The following is a 24,568-nucleotide window of genomic DNA, read 5'->3' as shown; positions in this document are numbered from 1 at the left end:
AAACCTCCACTATGCTATTTCACTCTTCCTCCTGAGAGGAGCTTTCCCTCTTCATGGCAACCTTGCCAGTCCTTGCCATTTCCTTTATCCCAAAGGGCTTGACTAGCTCTATAAAGGCGTTTACCTTGTCCTCTGTGCCGGTTATCTCCACCGTGTATGTCTCAGGAGAGACATCCACTACCCTGCATCTGAATATCTCCACAAGCCTGAGAACCTCATCTCTTGCCCTTGGCGTTGCGGTGTGAACCTTTACGAGGGCAAGCTCTCTTTCCACGTGAGGCGTGTCTGTTAGGTCTTTTACCTTTATGGTATCTATTAGTTTCCTGAGCTGTTTTACCACCTGGTCTATGACCACATCGTCGCCTATAACCTCAAGGGTCATGCGGGAGGTGCCCCTCTCGTGGGTTTCTCCCACGGAAAGCCCCTCTATGTTGTAGCCTTTGCCTGCTATAAGGGTTGCTATGCGCGCGAGAACTCCGAGCTCATTCCGGACTGTTAAAGTTATTATGTGCTTGCGAACCTCTCCCTTTTTGACTTCTCTGAAAAGGGGAGCCTTTACTGCATCAAGCTGTGCAGTGCCAAGAGTATCTGCCATCTTCATGCCTCCTTTTGGGACTTTATCCTACCAGATACATGGTCTCAGCCTCTACAGACTTCTTACCATCTTCCAGTATCATGTCTCTGTAGGACTTTCCTGCGGGCACCATGGGAAGCACATTCTCTTCCCTGTCCACGTGGAAGTCCATGATAACAGGCCTGTCCTGAACCTTGAGTGCTTCTTCTATGATTTCTCTGACCTCTGAAGGCTTTTCTGCCCTGAAGCCAACCGCACCACAGGCCTCCGCCAGCTTTACAAAGTCTGGCTGGATGGAAAGGTCTACCTCTGAGTATCTTCTGTCATAGAAAAGCTCCTGCCACTGGCGCACCATACCAAGGTATCCGTTGTTTATTATGGCAACCTTGACCGGCACTCTGTATTGCACTGCGGTAATAATTTCCTGCATGGTCATCATGAAAGAGCCGTCTCCATCAATCACAAAAACTTCCCTCTCTGGCCTTCCGAGCTTTGCTCCTATACCTGCTGGAAAGCCAAAGCCCATTGTCCCAAGGCCCCCCGAGTTTATAAACTGCCTCGGGAAAGAATACTTGTAAAACATGGCAGACCACATCTGGTGCTGTCCAACACCAGTGGTGATTATGGCTTCACCCCTTGTTGCCTCGTATATCTGCTCTATCACATACTGGGGTTTTATCATGGTGCTGGAATTTCCGTAGGTGAGTGGGTGCTTTTTCTTCCATGTCTCAATCTGTTCAATCCACTTCTGCCTTTCCTCCGGGAAAAAGAGCTTTGCACCCTCTCTTTTCAGCTCCTCAAGAAGCTTTCTGAGCACTATTTTCACATCACCCACTATAGGCACATCCACCACTATGTTCTTTGAGATGGAAGCAGGGTCTATGTCTATGTGGATTATCTTGGCCTGAGGTGCGAACTCTTCCACCTTTCCTGTCACCCTGTCATCAAAACGCGCACCCACTGCTATCAGAAGGTCACAGTTGTAAACAGCCATGTTGGCATAGTAGGTGCCGTGCATGCCAAGCATGTGCAGAGACAGAGGATGCAGCTCAGGAAAGGCACCTTTGCCCATGTTTGTGGTAGTCACGGGAATCTTCATAAGCTCGGCAAGCTCCACAAGTTCTTTCTGAGCCTCTGCATGAACTGCACCACCCCCCACATAGAGCACGGGCCTCTTTGCCTCCATCATGAGCCTCACTGCCCTTCTTATCTGCTGAAGATTGCCCTCAAGATGGGGTCTGTAACCGGGCAGTGATTCTTTGACCTCTTCAGAGGAAGGAATCCTTACATCGCTCAGCTTCTGGGTTATGTCCTTGGGAATGTCCACGAGCACAGGCCCAGGCCTGCCGGTCCTTGCTATGTAAAAGGCCTGACGGATTATAAGGGGGAGCTCTTCTATACTTTTGACAAGAAAGTTGTGCTTGGTAATGGGCCTCGTTATTCCTACTATGTCCACCTCCTGAAAGGCATCGTTGCCTATGAGATGGGTTGGGACCTGCCCTGTTATAAAGACCACAGGAACAGAGTCCATGTATGCGTCTGCTATGGCGGTCACTAAATTGGTTGCACCTGGTCCAGAGGTGGACATGGCAACGCCAACCTTTCCAGTTGCCTTGGCATATCCCTCTGCCATATGACCTGCACCCTGCTCGTGTCTTGCCAGGATGTGTCTTATTCCCCCATCCCTGTAAAGAGCATCATATACCTCCATTATGGCACCGCCAGGATGACCAAATATCAACTCCACATCCTCTTCCTTCAAAGCCTCTATTACAATATCTGCACCCTTTCTAGGCATCTTTTACCTCCATAAAAAAAATCTGTAAGGATATAAAATATACGCATCTGTTTAAATTTTGTTAAGTCTTCTTCACCTGAAGTATAAGCCCATAAGAATTAGCTTAAATAAGCATAATTAATAACTCACCAAACATTTTCTTATTGACAAGCCTGCTTTTCAGAGGCTATGATTTTAATCAAACCTTTTAAGGGAGGTAAAGCATGGTTACAAGGCGTGACCTTTTAAAGTCTGTAGGAGTAGGGGCTGTTGCTCTCGGAGTTTCATCACAACCTGTTTTTGCAGCGGCAGAAAGGGTTGTAAAGATGGAAGCTCTCATGCCTCCACCAAAAGGCAACAGGGTGGTAGTCTGCGGTGGTGGATGGGCTGGTCTCACTGTAGCAAAGTATCTCAAGAGGGAAAACCCTAACATAGATGTGGTCCTCATAGAACAGAGGCCCAACTTCTTCTCATGCCCCATATCCAACCCATGGCTTGCCAACCTGGTAAACCTGGACTTTATATCCCATGATTATCTCCAGCCTGCTACTAAGTATGGCTACAGGTTTGTAAACGATAAGGTTATAGGCATAGAAAGGGATAGAAAAAGGGTTTATACCACAAGGGGATTCATAGAGTATAACTACCTTGTTCTTGCCCCCGGTATACGCTATAACTACGCTCCCTGGTTTGGAGACAACGCGGACCTTATAAGGTTTACAAAGATGAACTTTCCTCCCGCATACATACCGGGTTCAGAACACCTCGCCCTCAAGAGGAAAATATGGGAGTTTGAAGAGGGAGACTTCATCATAACAGTTCCACCTGGAGCATACAGGTGCCCACCCGCCCCATACGAAAGGGCATGTATGGTGGCAGAAGTTTTCAAGAGAAACAAGGCGAAGGGAAGGGTAATACTTCTTGACCCTAAGGAAGATATAGCCCCCAAGGGTCCTGGCTTCAGAATGGCATATGAACAGGTTTATCTTGGCATAGTGGAGGTGGTTACAAAAGCATCCATAAAAGAGATAGACCCCGTAAAGAAGGTTATAAAGACAACTGCTGGAGACTTCAAGTTTGCTGATGCCAACATAATACCACCCCAGCAGGCTGGAGAACTCGTCTGGATGGCAGACCTGATAGCAAAGGACAAGGAGGGCAAGCCCACCGGCTGGGCAGACCAGGACCCGCTCACCTTCCAGGCAAAGGCTGACCCCAACGTCTTTCTGGTGGGTGATGTTATATCTCCAGCCCTTGGGGTAGCCTATCCAAAGAGCGGACATATGGGCAACTCTCAGGGTAAGATTGTGGCAAAGGTTATCGCATCAAGGATAGCGGGTAAAGAGGCTCCTCTTGCGTTGCCAGATAACACATGCTACTCTATGGTCAACGGCTCACCTCAGGAAGCAATTGTTATAAACGTCACCTACGAGTATAACAGGCAAGAAAACAAGATAACCCCAAAACCAAGAACAATAAACGAAAGGTCGGAAGCTCTTGCAAAAGCAACTTACGAATGGGCAAGGGCCATGTATAAGGACATGTTCTCCTGATGAGGGCGGGGCAGCCGCCCCGTTGCAACATATGTTGCACCGGAAAACAATTATGGGTTATTGAAAATAAGGATATTTCATGCTTTTTCTATGGCACTCAGCTTGCATACACTTTAGGAGGACACTTAAAATAAAATATGAGGTGTAATACATGGACAGAAGGGATTTCATAAAAACCTGCAGCACTGTAGCGGTGGCCTCAATGTTAGATGCCAGCTTTTTCTCTCAGGTGCTTGCACAGCAAAAGGATGGTATGTTTCAGGCTTACAAAAAGGCGTTGCTTGTAAAGCAGGATGGCTCCCCTCTCAAGGAGGAGGATATAAGGCCTCATGTAAACTACATCTTTTTCTACCCTCATACTGCCACACCCTGCTATTTAATTAACCTCGGTGAAACGGTCCCACCTGCGGAGATAAGGCTCAAAGACGGTAAAAGCTACAGGTGGGGTGGTGGGATTGGTTCCAGAAAGAGCATAGTAGCATACTCCGCCATTTGCGCCCATCAGTGGAGCTATCCAACTCCCCAGTATTCCTTCATAAACTACTATCCACCCGATGCTCCTTCAGAAACCACAAAGAAAGCGGGTATAATCCAGTGCTGTGCCCATCTTGCCCTATACGACCCCAGAAATGGGGGTAGTGTTATAGATGGTCCGGCAGACTTCCCTCTCGCCTCAATAGTGCTTCAGGAAGAGGAAGGTAAGATTTACGCAGTGGGCGTTCTGGGCAAAGACCAGTTTCAGCAGTTTTTTGACAACTACAGGACAGAGTTAAGACAGCAGTATGGCTCCACCGTAAAGGCAAGAGAGCTTGTAGATAATTGCACTGTTATGGAGGTGGATAAATATGTTCAGGCAGTTGTCAAGTGTTAACAGAAGAGAGTTGCTGAGTGGGGTTGTAGCCCTTGGCCTGACTGCACCCATGATGGTATACGCAAAAACCCCAAGGAGGCAGAAGGCTCAGGTAGTCATAGTGGGTGGTGGTTATGGGGGTGTGACGACCGCCAAGTATCTGAAGAAGGAAAATCCAAGGCTTGATGTAATACTGATTGAGGAAAGGCCCTTTTTCATGTCCTGTCCCATGTCAAACCACTTTTTGGCCGGTCTCATGGAGCTTACACCCCTTTGCTTTTCTTACAATGTGCTGGAAGTGAAGCATGGAGTTAAAGTTTTGAACGACAAAGTCCTTGGAATTGAGCTTGACAGAAAAGCTGTAAGAACATCATCAGGATACATAGCCTACGACTATCTGGTGCTTTCTCCTGGCATAGATTACGACATAGAAGATGCGCCCTTTTACAGAGAATCCCTTGTTTACAACCCTCCAGCCTTCAAACCAGGCTCAGAGCACATATACCTCAAAAGGCTAATAGAGGATTTTGAGGGCGGTGATATTGTGATAACCGTCCCACCACCTCCCTTTAGATGTCCTCCTGCACCCTATGAGCGTGCCGCCCTTATAGCCAGCATGATAAAAAGAAACAAGCTCAAAGCCCACATGTATTTTATTGATGCCAACGAAAGACCTATAATAAACTCCGAAGGCTTCCTATCCGCCTATTACGACCTCTACAAGGATATAGCTACCTACATAACCTCTGCACAGGTAAGGGAAGTAGATGTCCAGAAGAGGGTGGTAAAGACTTCCCACGGAGACTTCAAGTATGACCTTGCCAGCATAATCCCGCCAATGAAAGCAAACAGGCTTCTTGAAGAGGCTGGGCTTTTGAAAAGGGGTCAGAAATGGGTGGAGGTCAATCCGCTCACCTTTGAATCCTCCGTGAAGAATGTCTTTGTCATAGGAGATGCCTGTCAGAGCTACCTTCCAAAGAGCGGTTATGCGGCACACTCTGAAGGTAAAATGGTGGCAAAGCTCATAAACGCAAGGATTCAGGGTAAAGAAGTCAAAGAAGAATATCTGCAGATGATATGCTACGCAATGGTGAGCGACAGGGAAGCCATAATGACGGAAACTGCCTTCAGATACGACGCGGTATCAAAGAGGTTTGTCCCCACTCACAGAGAGGACAATCAGAGAAAGGAAAGCACTGCAAAAAGGTATGAAGAATGGGCAAGAGGCCTATGGAGAGACCTCTTTGGCTAAAACTCCTTTAGCATACCCCTGACCTTGTCCTCCCAGCTGGGGTGGACAAGGGCTGCCTTTCTTAGCCTTCTCTTCCTGTCCTTTGCCTTGTGGGTGTTGTAGTGTGAACCGCCAGCCTTCTGTCTTTTTATCTTTCCTGTTGCGGTAACCTTAAACCTTTTCTTTGCCGACCTGTTGCTTTTCATCTTCACCTTTGCCATATGCAGACCTCCAGACAGAGCATTATACCACAGTTAACATCCAAGAAGCTCTTTCAGGTCCTTTTCCAGCTCCCTGTAGACACCAAGCCTTATACGATAGATTTTACCGTTCCTGTCAAGCAGGTAGGAGGTAGGAAATCCCATAAGCTTTAACTCCTTTTCAAGCTCTTCCGATGGCCTTACTATGGTGAAAGAGTATCTGTTCTCCCTCAAAAACTTTTCCAGAGCTCCTTCTGAGCTGTCCATGTTTACCGCAAGCACCTCAAAGCCTCTATCCCTGCACCTCCTGTATTCCCTCTCAAAGATTGGCATCTCTTCCTTACAGGGTGGGCACCAGGTAGCCCAGAAGTTAAGAAGAACTGCCTTTCCACGAAGCTGGGAGAGTTTTAGTTCTTTGCCATCAGTTGTTTTAAAGGTAAAGTCTGGCAGAGACTGTTCCACAGGCGGTCTGTAAGAATTCTGAAGAAGCTCTTCCTCTCTATGCTTGAGTCCGAAGAAAAGAACCATAAAAAAGAGTATGCCCGCAAGTATGTAGGGAACATACTTCGTCATGTCTATTAATTTACCATGGTGCTTTTACTTTTCAAGTGGTGTATTCGGCGTTTATCTTTATGTAATCGTATGTTAGGTCTGAGCTGTAGTAGGTCCAGCTTTCCTTTCCTTCCATCAGGTCAAGGGTTATCTCCACCTCCTGAGATTCTTCAAGATACCTTTTTGCCCCTTCCAGAGCTCTGGGATGGACTTTTCCATCGTAGAGGAGATGGGTTCCCATGTAAACTTTTAGTCTAAACTGGTCTATTGGAAAGGGCGTGGAGCCTGCAGCAGCCACTATTCTTCCCCAGTTGGGGTCTCTTCCAAATATGGCTGTCTTGACAAGGTTTGATGTGGCAATGGCCTGGGCTATTAGCCTTGCCTTGAGCTGTATGGAGGTGTTCTTCACATGGACCTTTATAACCCTCGTGGCACCCTCCCCATCCTGCACTATCTTTCTGGCAAGGCTGAGAGAAACCTCCTCTATGGCATCGCTGACTGCCTGCAGGTCTTCCTTCAAAAGCCCAAGGCTAATTAAACCAAAGCTGTCGTTGGTGCTCATGCATCCATCCACGCTAATAGAGTTAAAGGTTCTCTCGTTTATGTCTCTGTGTAACCTCTCAATAACATTTTCATCTAGGTCTGCGTTGGTAAACACATAGGCAAGCATTGTCCCCATGCTGGGGTGTATCATGCCAGCACCCTTTGCAAAGCCAAAGGCTTCCAGCTTGCCCTTTTTTACAAAGTCATACTTGGGAAAGCTGTCTGTTGTGGATATAACCTCGCTTGCTCTTTTGAGGTCAAGAGGCTCAAGAAGCGAACAGGCTGAATCTATTGCATTAAGAACGTCTCCTATTGGCATTGGCTTGCCTATTACGCCTGTGGAAAAGACCAGAACCTCTTCCTCCTGAATTTCAAGCCTTTCCGCAACTCTTTTTGCCATAAGCTCTGCATGGAGAAGACCATCTTTCCCAACCCCGCAGTTGGCGTTTCCGCTGTTTATCACCATTGCCCTGACTTTTCCGTTAAAGACCTTCTGAGAATACAGGACACTCGCAGATTTGAAGTGATTCCTTGTAAAGAGAAAGGAAGCCCTGCAAGTCTGCGGAAGGAGAACAACAAGAAGGTCTGGCTTTCCTCCAGATTTTAAACCTGCCCTTCCAACTCCCATAAGAATATCCATGTAAAAATTCTACCACATACTTCCCAGCCTTCTGAGCCTTTCCCTTGCATCCTCTGCCCATGGTGCCCTTCCCTGAGAGAGTTCAAGGGCAGCTCTGTAGTGTTCCACAGCCCTGGAATACTGCCCCAGCGCCTCATAATCTCTCCCCAGATAATAATGAGTGCTTGCATGGTCGGGTATGAGCTGTCTTGCTCTCTCAAGGTGCCTGATAGATTCCTGATATTCTCTTCGCAGGAACTTCACATAACCGTGAACAAAGTTGGTCAGGAACACATGGGGCATTGCCTGAAGAGCCCTTTTTGAGTTTCTGTCCGCCTCCTCAAGCTTTCCTTCTCCCGCAAGAAGATATGCCATATAAGCCCTTGCCACATAGTTTTCCGGGTATAATTCAAGTGCTCTCTGAAAGTGCTCAAGAGCAAGCCTGTGATTGTTGCTAGCAAAAGCTTTCTTGCCCTTATCAAACTCTTCAAAGGAATGCTGGGTTTTCTTTAATCTTTCCTTTAACCTCTGAAAATCCTCCGTATCGGTTATGAATGCACCGCTGGGTCTTAACTTCTCTATTTCTCTGTTTGCCTCCTTTATTCTTGTCTCTGGAAGGGGATGAGTAGACAACCACTCAGGTGGTCTTCCCCCTCTTTCCATAGATTTAAACATTTCAAAAACCCTGACTATTGCCATTGGGTCGTATCCCGCCCTGTAGGTGTAGAGTATGCCATACTGGTCTGCCTCCCTCTCCTGGTCTCTGCTAAACTTTAGACTGAGAAGTCCAGCGCCAACCTGACCGAATTGAAGCAACGCCTGCCCATAGGGCTTGTCCCCTACGAGAAGCGCCCCTATGTTAAGGAGAAGACTCAGCCCAAACTGCTTTTCAAGAAATCTTGCATGATGTCTTGCGTTGATGTGTCCCAGTTCATGCCCCAGGACGCTTGCAAGCTCGCTCTCAGAAGAGAGCTTCATAAGAAGCCCCCTTGTTATTACCACAGGTCCTCCAGGCAGGGCAAAGGCGTTTATCTTTGAGGAATTCACCACATAAAACTCATAGGGCAGTCTTCTTTCTGTATGTCTTGCAAGGCTGAGCCCCACATTTCTCACATATTCCTGCACCTCCCTGTCCGGATAAAGACCGTCAAACTCCTCTATGGCATATGGAATGTAAGCCTTTCCTATTTCTATCTCCCTGCTTTCTGGAAGAAGGTTAAGCAGTGGTCTTCTGGCACTGACTTCCGCACAGCTAACAAGGACTGAAAGGAGCAAAAGAAAAAGAAGCCTCATGCTTTTAATAATATAGCCTGCCTGAGCCTCCACAGAACTTCGTTTATGAGAAGGAAGCCCCTCCTTTTTAGCCTCAGCCTGTCTTCGTTAACCTCAAAAAACTCCTCAAGCTCCCGCGGTATACTTGATAGAAGGCTTTTTTCCACACCTTTTGAGGTTCTCAGGGCAACAAACAGATAATCATAGAGAAGCTCATCACCTTCAAGTTTTTCTTCATATTCCACGGGCTTTTCTCCATTGCTGACCCTTTCGGCGTATAGCCTGAGGTTCTTCGTGTTTCCAAACCTAACCCTGTCAACAAAGCTCCAGGCGGACACACCAAGTCCGAGAAACTCCTCATAGCTCCAGTAAAGCATGTTGTGCCTGCACTGGTAGCCAGGCAGGGAGAAGTTGGAAACCTCATACTGCAAAAAGCCAAAGCCTTCAAGGCTTTCACATATGAGTTCATACATATCACCTATAGTATCTTCTTCTGGAAGCTCCAGAAGACCCTTTTCATACAGCCTTCCGAGCTGTGTGTCCTCGTAAGGTGTAAGAAGGTAGAAGGAAACATGGCTGATTGGCAGGCTTCTGAGGATTTTCAGTTCCTTTTCAAGGTCTTTGAGGCTCTGTCCGTGATAGCCGTATATGAGGTCTATGTTTATGTTTTCAAAGCCTGCCACTCTGGCAAATTCAACGGCCCTGAGTGATGTCTCAACAGAATGGAGCCGGCCAAGAGCCCTAAGCCCTTCCTCTCTCAGGCTCTGCACACCGATGCTGACCCTGTTAAAGCCTGCGTCTTTGAGCCTTCTGTAGTCCTCAAGGATGTAGTTTTCTGGGTTGCATTCAATAGAGACCTCTTCAAGGTTAGAGGAATCTACATACTTGAAGAGCCTTTCAAAAAAGGACTCGTAAAGTTCGGGCTTTATAAGAGAGGGCGTTCCACCTCCAAAGTAAAGGGTCTGGGGTTTTATGTGCAGATTTCTGTATAGCTCAAGTTCCTTAAGGAGCATGTTCATGTATTCTGAAGGGTCAAGGACCGGGTCTACCACAGATACAAAATCACAATAGGGACACTTGTAAGAGCAGAAGGGGATGTGGAAGTATAAACCCTTAACCATTCTCAAACCTTATAGGTCTGTTCATGTGCTCTCTGATTATGGAAAGAGCACAACCAAAAAGAAGAGAAAAGGTGAGTATACTGCTACCACCATAGCTGACAAAGGGCAGAGGTATGCCAACCACAGGCGCCCATCCCATAGTCATCAGGAGATTCACGCCTGTCTGAAAGAGCCATAGCCCGGCAAAGGCACCGAGGTATAGCCTCTCAGCAGGATGAGGCACATCCAGAGCGTAGTGGACAATCCTATAAAAGAGAACAAACGGCGCAAGCAGGAGAATAGAACCAGCCAGAAAGCCCCACTCCTCTGCTATAACGGAGAATATAAAGTCCGTATGTTTCTCCGGAAGGAAAAGAAGATGGGACTGGGTGCCCTGCAGAAAGCCTTTCCCCAGAAAACCACCCGAGCCAATGGCTATTACCGATTGAATCAGCTGATAACCACTGCCATGGTAGTCCTCATAGGGGTCAAGGACTGCAAGTATTCGTGCTTTCTGGTAGTCCTTCAGAAAATGCCAGAGAAGGGGGGATACGAGAAAAAGAGAAATGCCAGAAAGAATGAAATATTTGAGCCTTATTCCCCCAAGGAAGAGAACAAGAAAAAGTATAAGACCGTAAGTCACGGCGGTGCCAAGGTCGGGCTGTTTTAGAGTAAGAACAGCCGGCAACAGAAAGGCTATGAGAAGTATGAAGCCTTCCCTGCTCAGGAACTTCTTCGTGTGTTCCAGAGTGTAGAGGGCAAAAAGCAGAAAGGAAAACTTCATGAACTCTGAAGGTTGAACACTTACTGGACCCAGGTCAATCCATCTCTTCGCTCCGTAAACTGTCTTTCCCACAAGGGGCACAAGCACCAGAAGAAGAAGATTGAGGAAGTATATGGCTGGTGCCATGTCAAGGATAGTTCTGAAGTTCAGTCTGGAGAGAAAAAACATTATGAACAAACCCATAACAAGGTAAAGAGACTGCTTTATAAAGAGAGGTGATGGACTACCCTTGAAGGTTGCGCTGTAAATACCCACGAGCCCAACAAGGCATATGAAAAAGAGGGATAAAATCACGTAAGGGTCGTAATCTTTTATGATTTTTTTAAGTCTCCCCCTCATTGTAAACCAGCCTTCCACAGCTTGGACATACCACTACATCTCCTTTTATAAGCCTTGAGTAGAGAGCGGAGGGCAGCCTTGTTCCGCAATTGGTGCAGGCTCCAAAGGAATCAACGGGAAGTATTACTGGCAGACCGTGCTTCTTCTTCAACATTTCATATTCCTGAATTATTTCTACATCTGTGCTTTCCCTTATTTCCTGAAGCCTTTTTTCAAGCTCATCAATTCTGCTGGCAAGTCTTGACTGAGAGTATCTAAGGTCGGTAAGTTCCTCTTCAAGCTCTTGCATTTCCCTGAGCAGACTTCTATCTTCCTCTCCTTCTTCAAGTTTTTTCAGCTCAATTTCAAGCTCCTTAAGACTGTTTGTCAGCTTTATGACACAATCCTCATGTCTGGCTTTTTCCCTCAGAAGTGCTTTATATTCCTCAGCTTTTCTGACAAGGCTCAGCCTTTCCTCAGCCCTTTTTGCACCATCTTTACACTCCTCAATCATTTCCCTGTGCCTCTTTATTTCCCTTTTCAACTCTTCCATTTTTCTCCTTGTGTCTTCCCTCTTTTTCCTAAGCTCCTCAATCCTTTTAGTCACCTCCTCTATCTGGGTCTGAAGCTTTTTGAGGGCCGTTCTTGTTCTTAACATTTCAAGTTCAATCTTCTGAAGCTCAAGCATTCTTTGAAGCCTGTCAGGTTTCACAGAGAATATAATATAAGCCATGCTTGACCTTTTGATTAAGTCCACCCTGATACCAGAAAGGGGCAAGCCGGCAGATGTAGGCATAAAGGATGGAATGATAGTAAAGATAGGAGAGGGTCTGGAAGAGGAAGCAAGACACACCATAAGGGCTGAGGGGAAGGTTCTCTTTCCATCCTTTGCCAACATGCACACTCACATATCCATGAGCCTTCTCAGAGGGCTGGGTGCAGACCTGCCCCTTATGGACTGGCTCCAGAGGGTCATATGGGTGCTTGAGGGCGAGTTTGTATCGCCAGAGTTTGTCAGAGACGGTGCCCTCATAGGTATTGCGGAAGCCATAAGCTCAGGGACAACCCTATTTATGGACATGTATTTCTTTGAAGAGAGTGTGGCAGAGGTTGCCCAGAGGGCAGGCATAAGGGCAGGGCTCGGTTTTGGTATCCTTGACTTTCCTACAAAGGTGGCAAGAACTCCAGAAGAGTATCTAAGAAGGGCAAAAGATTTCGTAAGGGAGTTTAAGGGCAGAGAACTGGTTTTTCCTACCATCTGCCCACATGCAGTCTATACCTGCTCTCCGGACACCCTCAGAAAATCCCTTGAGCTTGCCCTTGAGGAGGGTGTTTACATACACACTCATACCGCAGAAACCCAGCAGGAGGTGGAGGCATCCCTCCAGCAATTTGGCAGGCGTCCAGTGGAACATCTTCACAGTCTTGGGCTTCTGACAGACAGGACCCTCATGGCGCATGTGGTATGGACAACAGAAGAGGAGAGAGAAATGATAAAGGAGAAAGGTGCAAAGGTTCTGCACTGTCCAGAGAGTAACCTCAAACTCGCCTCTGGCATAGCACCCATAAGCGACTATGTGAAAAGGGGCATTCATGTGTGCCTGGGCACTGACGGACCTGCCTCCAACGACAACCTTGACATGATGGAAGAGCTCAGCACCATGGCAAAACTTCAGAAGGGGGCAAACCTTGATGCAAAGGCTATGGATGCAAGAACGGCTTTCAAAATAGCCACAGAAGAGGGTTTCAGAGCCGTTGGCATCAGGGCGGGAAGGGTTGAAGTGGGATATGAGGCAGACCTGATACTCCTTGACACAGACAGACCACACCTGCAACCACTCTACGACCCTGTTGCGCAGCTTGTTTATTCAGCCAAATCTTCGGACATAGACACGGTCATATGCAGAGGAAGGGTGCTTATGGAGAATAGGGAGCTAAAGACCATCGACCAGGAAGAGGTGAAATTCATCGCGAATAAATGGAAGGAGAAGATACAGGAGTTCCTTAAAGATAAAATTTTAAGATAACGGGGTGTGGCTCAGGTGGCAGAGCGTCGGCTTCGGGAGCCGAAGGTCAGGGGTTCAAGTCCCCTCACCCCGAGTTAAAAAATTCTTATATGCTTAAATAAACACGCCTTAGCTTCTACATAACAAACTTTTATGGTTGTCCTTCGTCCGTGCGGATAAAATCTTTTTGAAAAATCACAGGAGGAACGGCATGAGGAGGCTTCTTATTCTTTGCACAGTGGGAGTAGCATTCTCGCAGCCGGTAATTGACCCGCAGTTTGCCGACAGGCTCTTTCCCTTTGTAACCTACGGGGAGGTGTGGACTGGCACGCCTGCGGTGATAAAAGATGCCACAATTCCCAACACCCTTGTAGCCTATGGCTCAAAGGAAGACCCTGAGGTGGTTGCCCTTGCGGGCAGGATAGCTTACTACCTTGGTCAGTGGACTGAGGACATAGGCTTCACTGCTGAGGATGTAAAGCAGTCAAGGATGCCGGAGCTTCTCGTGAGCGACCAGAGACTGAAGGCTCTCAACTACCAAAACCTCATCGTGGTTGGGACAAACAACGATATAGTGAAGGAGCTTGGGCTCAGTTTTGACAAACCCACCGTAAAGCTCCTGCAGAAGGATGGGAAAAACATTCTTGTAGTGGGTGGTGCCAACAAGGAGCAGGTGCTTCAGGCAGGAAGATACCTTGCAGATGTAAGGCTCAATTTCAAGGCAGGGGCATACAGGACATTCTTTTCCTTTGTTGCACTCAGAGGCTACATTGAAAAGGGAGAGTTTGATGCCGGTCTCAGACTGATTAGAAGCCCCATGGGACTCTCCGCCTGTGGAAAGAACATGGCTCTTGCCGGTCCCATGGTAGCCCAGTGGGGGGATGACCTCAAGGCCGTTGTCCGGCACAGGAACAACATACTTTACAACGAGCTTCCGAAAGCCTTAGAGGCAAAGGACAAGGAAAAGGCTGTAGCCCTGTGGAAGGAGGCCATGTTTACCTGTTATCAGTGCCATCAGGGCGTAAATGTGCCTCAGGTAAGGAGGTTCAAACCCGTAGAGAGCATACATGCCAGACACCAACAGATAGCAGAGAGTTTTGGACTTGTGAAGGTTGTTGGAACGGAAAAGTCCTGCGTAGCCTGTCATGCAGGACCAACGAGCATAAGGGGCTACAAGTAGTTTATACTTTAGCCTATGGCTCTGGGTAAAGGCTTTTTTCTGAGGGCTGTGCTGGTGGCCCTCTTTCCTCTCTTTATAACGCTCCTCCTTGTTCGCCTTGCCTTTACAGAAGCCTTTGTGGGGTTTCTCTACAGAAAGGTTGACCTTCCACCAGACCCCATGCCCTATGAGCTGAGGCTGAGCATAGCCAAGATGGGATTGCGTTCAGTGCTTTCTGATGAGGGTATGGAGGAGTTTAGAAGCTCCGGACTTTTTAACCAGAGAGAAATAAGACATATGGAGGATGTGAAAAGGCTTCTTAGCTTTTTCTTTAATTTTCTCTACCTGGGGCTTCCCCTCTGGCTTGTGGGATTTTTCGCCATAAGAAGCAAGAAGGAAATGGGAAAGGTTCTCTTTTTTGGAAGCCTTCTCCTTGAGGCTTTTATCATCCTTGTGATAATCCTCTCTGCCATAAGTTATGAGTGGCTTTTTGAGGCCTTTCACAACCTTTTCTTTGACCCTTACTCTTGGCGATTCAGGGATGAAGATATGCTTCTGAGAGTCTATCCCATGGATTTCTGGTTTAAGGCAACTCTTTACACCGCCTTTGGAGTTTTCTGCTTAAATATCCTTCTTCAGGTTACTGGCTTTATTCTATGGAGAAAAAGCTCCTGAGTTTTTCCTCTGCGGGTCCAGGCTTCCCTATGTAGTAGCCCTGTGCGTAGTCCACACCGAGGTCCAGAAGTATGTCAATAGTCTCTGCATCCTCCACGTATTCGGCTATTGTCCTTATGCCAAGGCCCCTTGCCACGTCTACCATACTTTTTACAAAGGTTCTGTCCGCATGGGATTTTTTCATGCTCTTTATGAACTCTCCTTCTATTTTGAGAAAGTCCACGGGCATGTATTTTAGGTAAAGAAAAGAGGCATAGCCAGAACCAAAATCATCTATGGCAAACTTAAAACCGGCTTCCTTCATCCCCTTTATGAAACTGCTGAGCTTTCCTATGTCCTGTATTGCCTCCCTTTCTGTTATCTCAAAAACAATGTTCTGAGCTTTTACATTGTATACGCCTGCTTTGCGTATTACATCCTCTATGAACTCCCCTGTCAGGTCTTGAGGTGAAAGGTTCAGAAATATAAACACGTCCTTATGGTTGTTATAGGAAGATACACGCCTGAAAACCTCCTCCACCATGACAAGGTCAAGCTTCTGAACGAGACCCATCTCTTCCGCTATGTGTATGAACCTGCCTGCAGGCAGGAGTTCATCTTTTATTCTGAGCCTCATGAGGGCTTCAAAGCCTTCCACCCTCTCAGTGCTGAGGTTAACGATATCCTGCATGAAAACCTCTATTGACCTTTTCTCAAAGCTCTCCAGTATTTCCCTCTCAACCCTTCTGAAGGTTGTGTATAGCTCTCTTACGGATTCCTCCACCATTTTGACCTTTCCCTTACCCTCCCTCTTTATGGCATGCATAAGAGCCTCTCCCAGAGAAAGCATCTCCTCCCTGCTTTTTGCATCCACCGGATAGCAAACTATACCTACGCTTAAGCTTGCATGAACCTCCATATCGCCTACGATAAGAGGTGTGTTTAAGACTTCTTGTCTGAGCCTATCAGCTATGTATTCCACTACAGTCTTGTTTGATTTTGGAAGTATAACCCCAAACTCATCCCCACCCAGCCTGCCCGCCGTATCAAGCCTTCTTATCCTTTTTCTGAGAATTTCCGCAACATGCTTGAGCACCATATCACCCACATGGTAGCCATAGGTATCGTTTATCACCTTGAAGTTATCCACATCTATTAAGAGCATGCAGAGTGGCTCTCCAGAGCTGTCAGACCTTTCCATTTCATCTTTAAGGAGCTTTTCAAAGCTTTTTCTGTTGTATAGCATGGTAAGTGGGTCATACTCTGTGAGGAATTTTATGTTTGCCTGAGCCTTTTCCAGGTCTTCTATTACCTTCATGAGCTTGACTACATGGAAGAGCTGATTGCTGACAGTTTTCAAAAAGAGCAGTTCTTCCCTGTCAAAACCCCTCTCCCTTCTGAGCCCGACCACCCCTGACTGATATGAGTTGCTTTCAAACTTGCAGTAAAGGTAATTGTTTCCGGTTCCATACATCTCAGGGCTTTCCATTATCTTTTCCAAAAGCTGATGCAGTTTGAATTCGGGAAAGTTCTGTATAAAACCGCCTGAAAATACCACTCTCTCAGGAAGCTCTGCGTTTTTGTTCCACATGTAGAAAAGGCTCCCATCCATTTTAAGCGTGTAATCAAGCCTTTCAAGAACCTGTTTTGAAAAGGTGTCTATGTTGTTGTATGCCTGAGTGGCGTATTCGGAAGTCTCTAAAAGAAGGTATAGCCTCTGGAGTTCCTTGCTTTTTTCCTCTATAATCCTCTCGAAGTTTATCCAATTCAGAAGATGATCAAGTATGATTCTCTCCACATTTATTACATGCAATCTGCCTATAGGGCTCTCTGGATACTCTTCAAGCTTACTAATTATTAAAAAATCGTCGTATATGTAGTAGTGAAAATCCCTGCCAAAGTATTGCCCTCCAAGTTCTCTGACAAACCTTTTTACCTCAGAAAGGTTAATGTTAGGAGCTTTACATTCTTTATTTTTCTTTATTTTTACAAACAATCGCTACTAGCTTATTCTCTCTAAGGTCATAAAGAAATAAAGCTGTCACTAAATAAGAAAGAGATTTTTCCACCTGCACAAGAAGAATATGGTCTTCCTTCACAGGCTTTTTCCTAGGCATTTCTGTTAAGAGTCTACGAGATGCATCCATAATTTTTACAGCCTCCTCCCTAATATTTTTATAAAGAACCACATACAGGATAATCCCGTAGGCGATAAGCCTATAGGCAGAGGCTAAAACAATCAGAAAATCATAAAAATGCTTGTAAAGAGCCAGACTTAAAGAGGAAAGACTCAAAAACACAAAGACGGTAAGCATATACAGGCGGTTTTCTTTCCCAAATATACTATTTTTAAATGTGTAAAAGGCAAGAAAAGCATATAAAACCACTGTTACCAAATCATACATATCTCTATACCACGGTTGACCTATGCCCTCAATGTATAGCGGTGGTAAATTATGATGAAACAATACTATAAGAAAGGAAGCAAGAACAGAAAAAAGAGTCAAGTATCTGTATGAATTTAATGGAATGCGCTGAAATATGTGTTTATGGAATATGGAGGCATAAAATGCAAAAAGGACTAAAGTCCTTGAAAGGAGAAACAAATAAGCAACTTTATTTCTTGTATTCTTTGTTATAAAATCTGGAAAGAAAACGAAAGAAAGTATGTGGAAAAGGTCGGGTATCAGGGAAGGTATAAGAAAAAGTCCGAGAATATAGAGCCTTTCACATATGAATCGTCTGCCTAGAGCGATGAGGGTTATAATCAAGAACAAAAGAAGCACAAAAGAGCTTATTCTAAGAGTTGCTATCCAGAAGGCAAAGTCAGTCCTTTCAAGGACAAGCTGGTCTCTGTATACATAGGAAAACATGAAGACAAAAACCCCTCCGAGAATAAGAACTATACTTATATGTTTGCCCATGGGGACAATTATACATAATCGTAAGAACCACTCGGAGGTTTATGCCTGAGCAATTTTACAAGAAAATCTGCCACCTTTTCTGGCGGCTTCAGAGTTGTTGGGTCCTCCTGGGGGTATGCCCTTGCCCTCATCTGGGTTCTTGTGGCGCCGGGATTCAGGGCATAGACCTTTATGCCCCTATCTTTGAGCTCCTCAGCAAGAAGCAGGCTCAAACCTTCCACACCAAACTTGGATACCGCATAGGCTCCCCAGTAAGGTGCTGGTCTTTTGCCGGCTCCAGAGGACATGTTGACAATAAAAGAGTCCTCCATCATGTATGGCAGGGTGTATTTTGTTATGTAAAAGACGCCATTTATGTTAACCCTTATAACCTCCTCCCACACATCCTCCGGATAGTCCTGAAGAGGAACCCTCTCGCCCAGCACGCCTGCGTTGTTTACAAGAAGGTCCACACCGCCCATCTTCTCCACGCAAAAAAGCACAAACTCCCTGGCGGAGTCCCTGTCTGCTACATTGCAGGCTTTTATGTAGAGGGTGTCAGGATTTCCAATCTCCTCCTTCAGCCTCCTAAGGTCCTCTTCTCTCCTTGAACATGTGCAAACCTACCAGCCATCCTTTAAAAGCCTCTCCACTATAGCCCTTCCTATGCCCCTGCTTCCACCTGTCACTATCGCCCTTTTCCTCTCCATGCTTATATTTTAAGGATATAATAAAGACCTTAAGGAGGTAAAGCATGCTCTTGAACCTTGAAGTGAGAACTCAGCTCAGAGACATATTCTCCAAGGAACTGAAAGAGCCGGTAAATCTCAAGCTCTTTTCTCAGGCAATAGGATGTGAAACCTGTCAGATTGCAGAGGACCTTCTGAAAGAACTTGCTGATGTGGAGCCTGAAAAGATAAAGCTGGAGATTTACTCCCCACTGGTGGACAGAGAAATCAGCCAGCAGTATGGCGTTGAGAGAGTGCCCACCATAGTGATAGAGGGCGACAGAGACTACGGGATAAGATACATAGGGCTTCCCGCAGGGCTTGAGTTTACCACTCTTGTTCAGGGTGTGGTTCAGGTCTCAAAGAGAGAGCCAAAGCTCTCAGAAAGAACTGTGGAGATGCTAAAAAGCATAGACCTTCCCATGGAAATAATGGTCTTTGTCACCACATCCTGCGGATACTGCCCCTCTGCAGCCATAACCGCCATGAACTTTGCCATGGCAAGCGAAAACATAAAGGCACTCATAGTGGACGCCAGCGAAAACATGGACCTGGCTGAGAGGTTTCAGGTGGTAGGAGTGCCAAAGATAGTTATAAACAGGGGGCTTGCTGAGTTTGTGGGTGCACAGCCGGAGAACAACTTTCTTGGTTATGTGATATCCGCCTACGAGAAGCTGAGGAGAGAAAATGGACAGGCTTGAATACTTCAGAGGCCTTCTTGAAAAACAGCCAGAAAATCCTATGATTCACTACTCCCTTGCCCTTGAATACTACAGGCTCAGGGATTACGAGAGGACCATTGAGCACATGGAGAGATATCTTAGCCTGAAAGAGGATGAAGGTGCAGGCTACCGCATTCTGGCAAAGTGCTACGAAGAGCTTGGAGATTACAGTAAAGCTATACAGGTGCTCCAGGAAGGCATACAGAAAGCCCTTAAATACAAACATCCCAGTATGGCGGAGGAGTTCAGGTCTTGGGTAGAGCAGTTAAAGTCCTTGCAGTCCTTTTAGGACTTGCCGGTTTATCCATATCTCAGGAGCTTAAAGCCTGCTACAGGGCTTACCTTCTGTTTCTTCCCGTGGCTGAGACCTGCATAACATACAGGCAGGAAAACAACAACCTGAAGATAAACAGCAATGTAAGGACGATAAACGTTGGAAAGGTGGTAAAGAGGGTTTACAACAGGGGAGGTGCAGTTATAGAGCTGCCAGAACTTAAACCAAAACACTTTGTTTACTATCAGGAGGAGGGTGAGTTCAAGAGGTATCAGGAATACAGGTTCGGCAATGGCAGGATTAAGGTCACAGAGATAAAGTATGTAAAGTTAAGCGATGAGGTGGAAAAGAAAGAAGAGAAGGAATACGAATACAGGGGTTTTGTAGACCCATACACTGCAAGCCTTATTCTCTACAGAGATAGCTCTGTCAACCCTGCCGGCACTATAAAAATGTTCTACGATGATAAAGAATACTGGCTACCTTACAGTGTGGTTGGCAGAGAAAGATTAGAAACCCCCATTGGCTCCTTCAATACAAGGAAGCTGGAGGTCCATCCAAACATAGAAACAAAAGGGCTTTTAAAACCAAAGGGCGTATGGTATCTCTGGATAGATGAAGAGACGGAGGTGCCCGTAAGGATGGAGCTTAAATTCCTTATAGGTTCTGCCACTGCAAGGCTTGAAAGGCTAGAAGGGAATAAAGACCTTTTGAAAAATCTTCTGACTGCAAAAAGGTAGGGGGCTTGCGCCCCCAGATAAGATTACTTCTTCTGTTCTGCAGGAGCAGCTCCTTCCTTCTTCTCTTCCTTCTTGTGCTCTTGCTTGTGAGCCTTCTTTTTCTTTTTGTGCTCTGCCTTTTGCTCCTGCTTCTGCTCCTGCTTCTGCTCTTGCTTTTGCTCCTGCTTTTGCTCGGCAGGTTTTGCTGGCTGTGCCTGCTGTGCCATGGCTGCGCCTGTGAAGGCTACTGCAAGCAGTAGTGAAAGGACCTTCCTCATGGTTGAACCTCCTTTTAGATTTTTGATGATTAAAAGAATACACGGAAGAAGATGAAAATTTCATGAAAACTCTACAGCTTCTGCTTGAGGAGTAAAAGGGATATCTGATAGAGTATGGAGGTCAAACCCACAAAATAGTAGAAACTGTGATGGTGTTCCAGAAACCACACGAGCCTGTAAGCTATACCCATAAGAAAGAGGGGAGACAGTGCGTTCAGGATTCCGGCTATGTAGTCTCTTGAAGAAGTTTTTTTGCTTTCATTAACTATTGTATTGAGGCTCAGCCTGTAAGTCTTAAAGTCTGTGGCGAAGGTTTTCCCCTCCCTCTGCGTCAGAAGCGACCCCCCCTCAAAGGTTATTTCTCCACCCCCCACCTTTGCCTTTTTTGCTATGACCACGCCTTCATTAAATTTGAAAAATATTCCTTCAAGATGGTTTCCATCTCTTTTCTCTGCATACAGTGTGAACTGTCCAAAGCTCTGAAAGCTCTTTGGGGGTATGGAGGTTATTATCAGGGCATAGTATTTCAGCATCAGCTGTCTCCTCACAAAGCCTATATCCTCCTCTCTAAGCATGTAAAACACAAAAGAGAGGGCAAGCAGTAGGGGGGAGAGCATTAAAAGGCTATTTTTATAGATGCTGGCGGGGCTGAGTCCAAAAGACTGTATTATGTGCAACTTTTTGCTCTCTTTGAGTTCAAAAAGACTGAAGGCAAAGGATATGAAAATTGCAGTCGGTAGCATGTAGGAAAAGTAAAATAAAAACCAAAGGAAAAAAAAGGGAAGGGAATCTCTTAAGGGCAACTGGAACACTATCTGGTCAAGTCTGATTATCTGGAATATTAGGAACAGAAAGGTAAGCAAAAAGCTGATAAGTATCCCAAGCCTCAAAAACCTCCAGAAAAACCAGCGGAATATCATCTAAGCTTGAGTTTTCCCTTTAGCCTTTCCTTCTGGTTTGGCTCCCCCTTCTTACCCCCCATAAGAAGCTCATAAGCTTTTTTGTAGTATTCCTGAGCCTCCTTTTCCCTTCCAAGTTTAACCAGGACATCTCCCATGTGTTCGTAAAGCACAGGGTCTTCCTTTTCCTTTTCAAGAGCTTTGAGAAGTAGTTCCTCTGCCTTGAGGTAATCTCCGCGGTAATAGAGCACCCATGCCATGCTATCTATGTATGCTGGGTTTTCAGGCTCCTTTTCCAGAGCTCTTCTTATGAGCTTTTCCGCCTCATCAACCCTTGCACCCTCATACCACAGAAGGAGTGAATATCCAAGATGGTTCAACAGCTCCGGGTCGTCAGGGTTGAGCTCAAGAGCTTTTCTGAGGTCTTCCTCTGCGGAGATAATCCTGCCAGCCTTGTCCTGAACTATGGCTCTGAGAAAATAGCCCCTGTAATCCTGAGGATTTATCTGCAGAGCTTTGTTTATGTATCTGAGGGCTTCCTGGAACTCTTCCCTCTCGTTGTATAGGCTAGCCATGAGAAGATTGAGCTGATAGCTATTTGGCTCTACTGCGAGCCCAGTCTTGAGCAGTTCTTCCGCCTTAGAGTATTCCTTTTTATCTATGTATATGCCTGCCAGTCTCTCTATGATTTTGGGGTTGTTTCCAACCTTCCTCTGAAGGTCAAGGTATATGCTCAGGGCTTTATCTGTCTCCCTGTCATACTCAAGAAGAAGTGCGTATGTGTAAGCAATGTCCGGATTGTCCGGGTTCTCCCTGTATAGCTTCTCCAGAAGCTCCTTTGCCCTTTTTGCTTCTCCGGACCTTATGAGAAGGAGGCTATACTGATACAGGTAGCCCCCATCTGGATAAAGCTCAGCCAGCTTCTGGTAGACCTCCTTCGCTTCCTGAAACCTCCCTGTTATTGTATATATGTTTGCAAGCCTCTCCAGGGCACTCCGGTTGTTGGGGTCCTGCCTGAGTATATCTTTATAAAGGTCCTCAGCCCTTGAGTATTCACCCCTCTGCTCGTATATGCTACCGAGGGTTATAAAGCCAGCCTCAAAGGTGCCCTTTACCTTGAGGGATTTTTCAAGGTAGTCTATGGCTTCTTGCTGTTTACCTTCAGAGAGGGCAATGCGCGCAAGCATAAAGTAAGGCAGCGGGTTGTCAGGGCTAATACTAGCCAGCTTAAGAAGCACACTGCGAGCCTTCACAAGCTCACCTCTTCTCAGGTATTCCTCCGCCAGAAAAACCATTATCTCCCTTGATTCAGGATTCTTTGAATATCCCTCCTCAAGCACCCTTAGAGCTTTATCCCCTTCTCTTCTCAAACTGTATACGTTGTGAAGGAGAAGGTATGGGTCTGGTATGTTGGGATACTTTGACTTGAACTCGCTGGCAATCCTGAGGGCCATGTTGCTCTTTCTCAGCTGAAGCTGTAATCTTACTGTATCTACATACAGGGAAGGTGTGGGTGCTCTTTCAAGAGCTCTCAGGCAGTAAGCCTCTGCCTTTGAAGGCTCTCTCTCCTGATACAGCCTGCAGAAAACATAATCGGTGTAGGGATTGTAAGCCAGCGATATGCTGGCAAATATCAAAAAAAAGAACAATCTCATTCCATACTCCTGTGTATAAGAAGTGGTATGTCAAGAGACCTCAAAAGCTCTGAGGATGTGCTTCCAAGAAGCACTCTCTTTAGACCGGACAGGCCCCTGCTTCCAAGAACCACCATGTCAATATGGGGATTTTCCTTCAAAAAGTTCTTTATGCCGTCCGCAGGCGACCTTTCTTCAAGCACATAGGAAGAAACCTCAAACCCAGAATCTCTCAACCAGCCCTCAATTTCCCCCATATGTTTTATCTTTTCTTCCCTGTATCTTTCACTCAGAACATCCCTTATACCCTCAACTACGGGAAGCTCTATGGTTTCTTCCACGTGCAGGAGGACTATGTGTGGAGAAAGAGGCTTTAAAAGCCTTACTGCAAATTCAAGGGCTTTTCTGGCATACTCTGAAAAGTCGTATCCTACCAGAACCCTTTTTATGCTCTCAGGCTCTTTCCCTTTCAGCACGAACACAGGCCTTCTGGAATACTTTACCACCTTTTCTGTGGTTGAGCCTACAATTATCCTCTCCACAAGACCCTTTTTATGGCTACCCATAAAAACAAGGTCAAAATCCTTCTCCTTTTCAAGCACCGCCTCCGCCGGATCTCCTACTTCAACAGAGACTTCCACCTTCAGAGGCTTCAGGAACTCTGCAAGAGCCTTTAACCTTTCTTTTGATTCCTCCTTTTTCCTCTCCTGAAGTTCTGCAAGCAGCTGAAGGTCCACTGTGCTCATCCCAAAGCTCTCCGGATATGGAAGGTAAAGGACTGGAGAGACCACATTGAGAAGATGGACCTCTGCAGAGTGGGCCTGACCGAACAGTTTAACAGTTCTGAGCAGCGGATTAGTTATCTCCGTAAAGTCAACGGGCACAAGAAACTTCATATCTATTCCCTCCAGCTTAATAACTTACCGGATACTTCTCAGCCAGACCCACCGAAGACCTCCTTAAAATTTATCTCAACTTCACACCTGCCAAGGCTAAATCTCTTGTCCATCTTTTCTCTGTATTTACCCACAGAAAGCTCAAAAACTTTAACCTCCTTCTCATCGGGATAAACCAAAACAAAATACTTCACACCTTCCCTTTCGCAGAGCTCAAACTTTAACCCTTCATCCATTTGCCTGCTGGAGGGTGAAACTATCTCCACAACCATTTCTGGAGGTCTTTCTACCCTTTCAGGAATCTCTCCGCACAGCACCATGAG

At 46.1% G+C, this 24,568-nt stretch carries 25 protein-coding genes, 1 tRNA gene and 1 pseudogene; 10 read left to right on the top strand and 17 right to left on the bottom strand.

Annotated features, from left to right (window positions below):
- Window positions 1-19: 19 nt before the first annotated feature.
- Together ilvN and ilvB are read right to left on the bottom strand one after the other, a co-directional pair.
- On the bottom strand, window positions 20-595 hold the full coding sequence (gene ilvN, locus ACKRDP_RS04020; RefSeq protein ID WP_409153622.1) for an acetolactate synthase small subunit: 576 nt from the start codon (window positions 593-595) through the stop codon (window positions 20-22).
- A 22-nt stretch (window positions 596-617) separates the two neighbouring features.
- Window positions 618-2,372 (bottom strand): biosynthetic-type acetolactate synthase large subunit, encoded by a 1,755-nt coding sequence (gene ilvB, locus ACKRDP_RS04015; RefSeq protein WP_409153469.1) that lies wholly within the window; start codon window positions 2,370-2,372, stop codon window positions 618-620.
- A gap of 203 nt (window positions 2,373-2,575) precedes the next feature.
- Here ilvB and ACKRDP_RS04010 point away from each other — a divergent pair, with 203 nt between their 5' ends.
- The 3 genes from ACKRDP_RS04010 (at window position 2,576) to ACKRDP_RS04000 (ending at window position 6,006) form a co-directional block, all read left to right on the top strand.
- A complete protein-coding gene (locus ACKRDP_RS04010; RefSeq protein WP_409153468.1) occupies window positions 2,576-3,904 on the top strand; it encodes an FAD-dependent oxidoreductase in 1,329 nt (442 codons plus the stop codon).
- A 151-nt stretch (window positions 3,905-4,055) separates the two neighbouring features.
- Window positions 4,056-4,775: a Rieske (2Fe-2S) protein gene (locus ACKRDP_RS04005; RefSeq protein WP_409153467.1), complete on the top strand. Its 720-nt coding sequence runs from the start codon at window positions 4,056-4,058 to the stop codon at window positions 4,773-4,775.
- On the top strand, window positions 4,750-6,006 hold the full coding sequence (locus ACKRDP_RS04000) for an NAD(P)/FAD-dependent oxidoreductase (RefSeq protein ID WP_409153466.1): 1,257 nt from the start codon (window positions 4,750-4,752) through the stop codon (window positions 6,004-6,006). The genes ACKRDP_RS04005 and ACKRDP_RS04000 overlap by 26 nt, the downstream gene beginning before the upstream one ends.
- On the opposite strand, the gene rpmI is transcribed toward ACKRDP_RS04000, so the two are convergent.
- The 7 genes from rpmI to ACKRDP_RS03965 are packed head-to-tail and all read right to left on the bottom strand — an operon-like array spanning window position 6,003 to window position 12,106.
- On the bottom strand, window positions 6,003-6,206 hold the full coding sequence (gene rpmI, locus ACKRDP_RS03995; RefSeq protein ID WP_409153465.1) for a 50S ribosomal protein L35: 204 nt from the start codon (window positions 6,204-6,206) through the stop codon (window positions 6,003-6,005). The genes ACKRDP_RS04000 and rpmI overlap by 4 nt on opposite strands.
- 33 nt (window positions 6,207-6,239) lie before the next feature.
- The gene (locus ACKRDP_RS03990) at window positions 6,240-6,758 is read right to left on the bottom strand and encodes a peroxiredoxin family protein (RefSeq protein WP_409153464.1); all 519 of its coding nucleotides are present in this window, start codon (window positions 6,756-6,758) and stop codon (window positions 6,240-6,242) included.
- A gap of 31 nt (window positions 6,759-6,789) precedes the next feature.
- The gene (argJ, locus tag ACKRDP_RS03985) at window positions 6,790-7,920 is read right to left on the bottom strand and encodes a bifunctional glutamate N-acetyltransferase/amino-acid acetyltransferase ArgJ (RefSeq protein WP_409153463.1); all 1,131 of its coding nucleotides are present in this window, start codon (window positions 7,918-7,920) and stop codon (window positions 6,790-6,792) included.
- Between the two features lie 9 nt (window positions 7,921-7,929).
- Window positions 7,930-9,192, bottom strand: a complete 1,263-nt coding sequence (locus ACKRDP_RS03980; RefSeq protein ID WP_409153462.1) for a M48 family metalloprotease — start codon at window positions 9,190-9,192, stop codon at window positions 7,930-7,932.
- Window positions 9,189-10,292, bottom strand: a complete 1,104-nt coding sequence (gene hemW / locus ACKRDP_RS03975) for a radical SAM family heme chaperone HemW (protein ID WP_409153461.1) — start codon at window positions 10,290-10,292, stop codon at window positions 9,189-9,191. The genes ACKRDP_RS03980 and hemW overlap by 4 nt, the downstream gene beginning before the upstream one ends.
- On the bottom strand, window positions 10,285-11,394 hold the full coding sequence (gene rodA / locus ACKRDP_RS03970) for a rod shape-determining protein RodA (protein ID WP_409153460.1): 1,110 nt from the start codon (window positions 11,392-11,394) through the stop codon (window positions 10,285-10,287). The genes hemW and rodA overlap by 8 nt, the downstream gene beginning before the upstream one ends.
- Window positions 11,378-12,106 carry a zinc ribbon domain-containing protein gene (locus ACKRDP_RS03965; RefSeq protein WP_409153459.1) on the bottom strand — a complete coding sequence of 243 codons (729 nt, stop codon included), beginning with the start codon at window positions 12,104-12,106 and terminating at the stop codon, window positions 11,378-11,380. Before ACKRDP_RS03965 ends, rodA begins: the two co-directional genes overlap by 17 nt.
- Between ACKRDP_RS03965 and ACKRDP_RS03960 the strand changes: the two genes are divergently transcribed.
- From ACKRDP_RS03960 to ACKRDP_RS03945, 4 genes are all read left to right on the top strand, one after another.
- Window positions 12,105-13,400 (top strand): amidohydrolase, encoded by a 1,296-nt coding sequence (locus ACKRDP_RS03960; RefSeq protein WP_409153458.1) that lies wholly within the window; start codon window positions 12,105-12,107, stop codon window positions 13,398-13,400. The two genes, ACKRDP_RS03965 and ACKRDP_RS03960, sit on opposite strands and share 2 nt — an antisense overlap.
- Window positions 13,401-13,473, top strand: a tRNA-Pro gene (locus ACKRDP_RS03955). It abuts the gene before it with no gap.
- A 117-nt stretch (window positions 13,474-13,590) separates the two neighbouring features.
- Window positions 13,591-14,559 (top strand): hypothetical protein, encoded by a 969-nt coding sequence (locus tag ACKRDP_RS03950; protein WP_409153457.1) that lies wholly within the window; start codon window positions 13,591-13,593, stop codon window positions 14,557-14,559.
- Window positions 14,560-14,574: 15 nt separating this feature from the next.
- On the top strand, window positions 14,575-15,213 hold the full coding sequence (locus ACKRDP_RS03945; RefSeq protein ID WP_409153456.1) for a lipoprotein intramolecular transacylase Lit: 639 nt from the start codon (window positions 14,575-14,577) through the stop codon (window positions 15,211-15,213).
- Here ACKRDP_RS03945 and ACKRDP_RS03940 read toward each other — a convergent pair.
- The 3 genes and pseudogenes from ACKRDP_RS03940 to ACKRDP_RS03930 form a co-directional block, all read right to left on the bottom strand.
- A complete protein-coding gene (locus ACKRDP_RS03940) occupies window positions 15,188-17,188 on the bottom strand; it encodes a putative bifunctional diguanylate cyclase/phosphodiesterase (protein WP_409153455.1) in 2,001 nt (666 codons plus the stop codon). The two genes, ACKRDP_RS03945 and ACKRDP_RS03940, sit on opposite strands and share 26 nt — an antisense overlap.
- The gene (locus ACKRDP_RS03935) at window positions 17,163-18,065 is read right to left on the bottom strand and encodes an MASE3 domain-containing protein (RefSeq protein ID WP_409153454.1); all 903 of its coding nucleotides are present in this window, start codon (window positions 18,063-18,065) and stop codon (window positions 17,163-17,165) included. The genes ACKRDP_RS03940 and ACKRDP_RS03935 overlap by 26 nt, the downstream gene beginning before the upstream one ends.
- A gap of 59 nt (window positions 18,066-18,124) precedes the next feature.
- Window positions 18,125-18,703 (bottom strand): annotated as a pseudogene (locus tag ACKRDP_RS03930) (SDR family NAD(P)-dependent oxidoreductase); the annotation flags it as partial.
- A gap of 146 nt (window positions 18,704-18,849) precedes the next feature.
- On the opposite strand from ACKRDP_RS03930, the gene pdo reads away from it, so the two are divergent.
- From pdo to ACKRDP_RS03915, 3 genes are read left to right on the top strand one after another with little or no spacing between them, the layout of a single operon-like run.
- Window positions 18,850-19,524 carry a protein disulfide oxidoreductase gene (gene pdo, locus ACKRDP_RS03925; protein WP_409153453.1) on the top strand — a complete coding sequence of 225 codons (675 nt, stop codon included), beginning with the start codon at window positions 18,850-18,852 and terminating at the stop codon, window positions 19,522-19,524.
- Window positions 19,511-19,834 carry a tetratricopeptide repeat protein gene (locus ACKRDP_RS03920; RefSeq protein ID WP_409153452.1) on the top strand — a complete coding sequence of 108 codons (324 nt, stop codon included), beginning with the start codon at window positions 19,511-19,513 and terminating at the stop codon, window positions 19,832-19,834. Before pdo ends, ACKRDP_RS03920 begins: the two co-directional genes overlap by 14 nt.
- Window positions 19,798-20,559: a DUF3108 domain-containing protein gene (locus ACKRDP_RS03915; protein WP_409153451.1), complete on the top strand. Its 762-nt coding sequence runs from the start codon at window positions 19,798-19,800 to the stop codon at window positions 20,557-20,559. Before ACKRDP_RS03920 ends, ACKRDP_RS03915 begins: the two co-directional genes overlap by 37 nt.
- 23 nt (window positions 20,560-20,582) lie before the next feature.
- Here ACKRDP_RS03915 and ACKRDP_RS03910 read toward each other — a convergent pair whose 3' ends face one another.
- The 5 genes from ACKRDP_RS03910 to ACKRDP_RS03890 all read right to left on the bottom strand — a co-directional run.
- Window positions 20,583-20,816, bottom strand: coding sequence for a hypothetical protein (locus ACKRDP_RS03910; protein WP_409153450.1), 234 nt, complete (start codon window positions 20,814-20,816; stop codon window positions 20,583-20,585).
- A gap of 71 nt (window positions 20,817-20,887) precedes the next feature.
- Entirely contained in the window at window positions 20,888-21,736 is an 849-nt protein-coding gene (locus tag ACKRDP_RS03905) for an LptF/LptG family permease (RefSeq protein ID WP_409153449.1), read from the bottom strand.
- Window positions 21,733-23,370 (bottom strand): tetratricopeptide repeat protein, encoded by a 1,638-nt coding sequence (locus tag ACKRDP_RS03900; RefSeq protein ID WP_409153448.1) that lies wholly within the window; start codon window positions 23,368-23,370, stop codon window positions 21,733-21,735. Before ACKRDP_RS03900 ends, ACKRDP_RS03905 begins: the two co-directional genes overlap by 4 nt.
- Window positions 23,367-24,245 (bottom strand): universal stress protein, encoded by an 879-nt coding sequence (locus ACKRDP_RS03895; RefSeq protein WP_409153447.1) that lies wholly within the window; start codon window positions 24,243-24,245, stop codon window positions 23,367-23,369. Before ACKRDP_RS03895 ends, ACKRDP_RS03900 begins: the two co-directional genes overlap by 4 nt.
- Before the next feature lie 38 nt (window positions 24,246-24,283).
- A partial coding sequence (locus tag ACKRDP_RS03890; protein ID WP_409153446.1) for a Uma2 family endonuclease occupies window positions 24,284-24,568 on the bottom strand: 285 nt, incomplete at its 5' end.

The sequence above is a fragment of the Pampinifervens navoyensis genome (genome assembly GCF_046159715.1).
GTDB lineage: Bacteria > Aquificota > Aquificia > Aquificales > Aquificaceae > Pampinifervens.
This window is presented reverse-complemented; position numbering and strand designations above follow the sequence as displayed.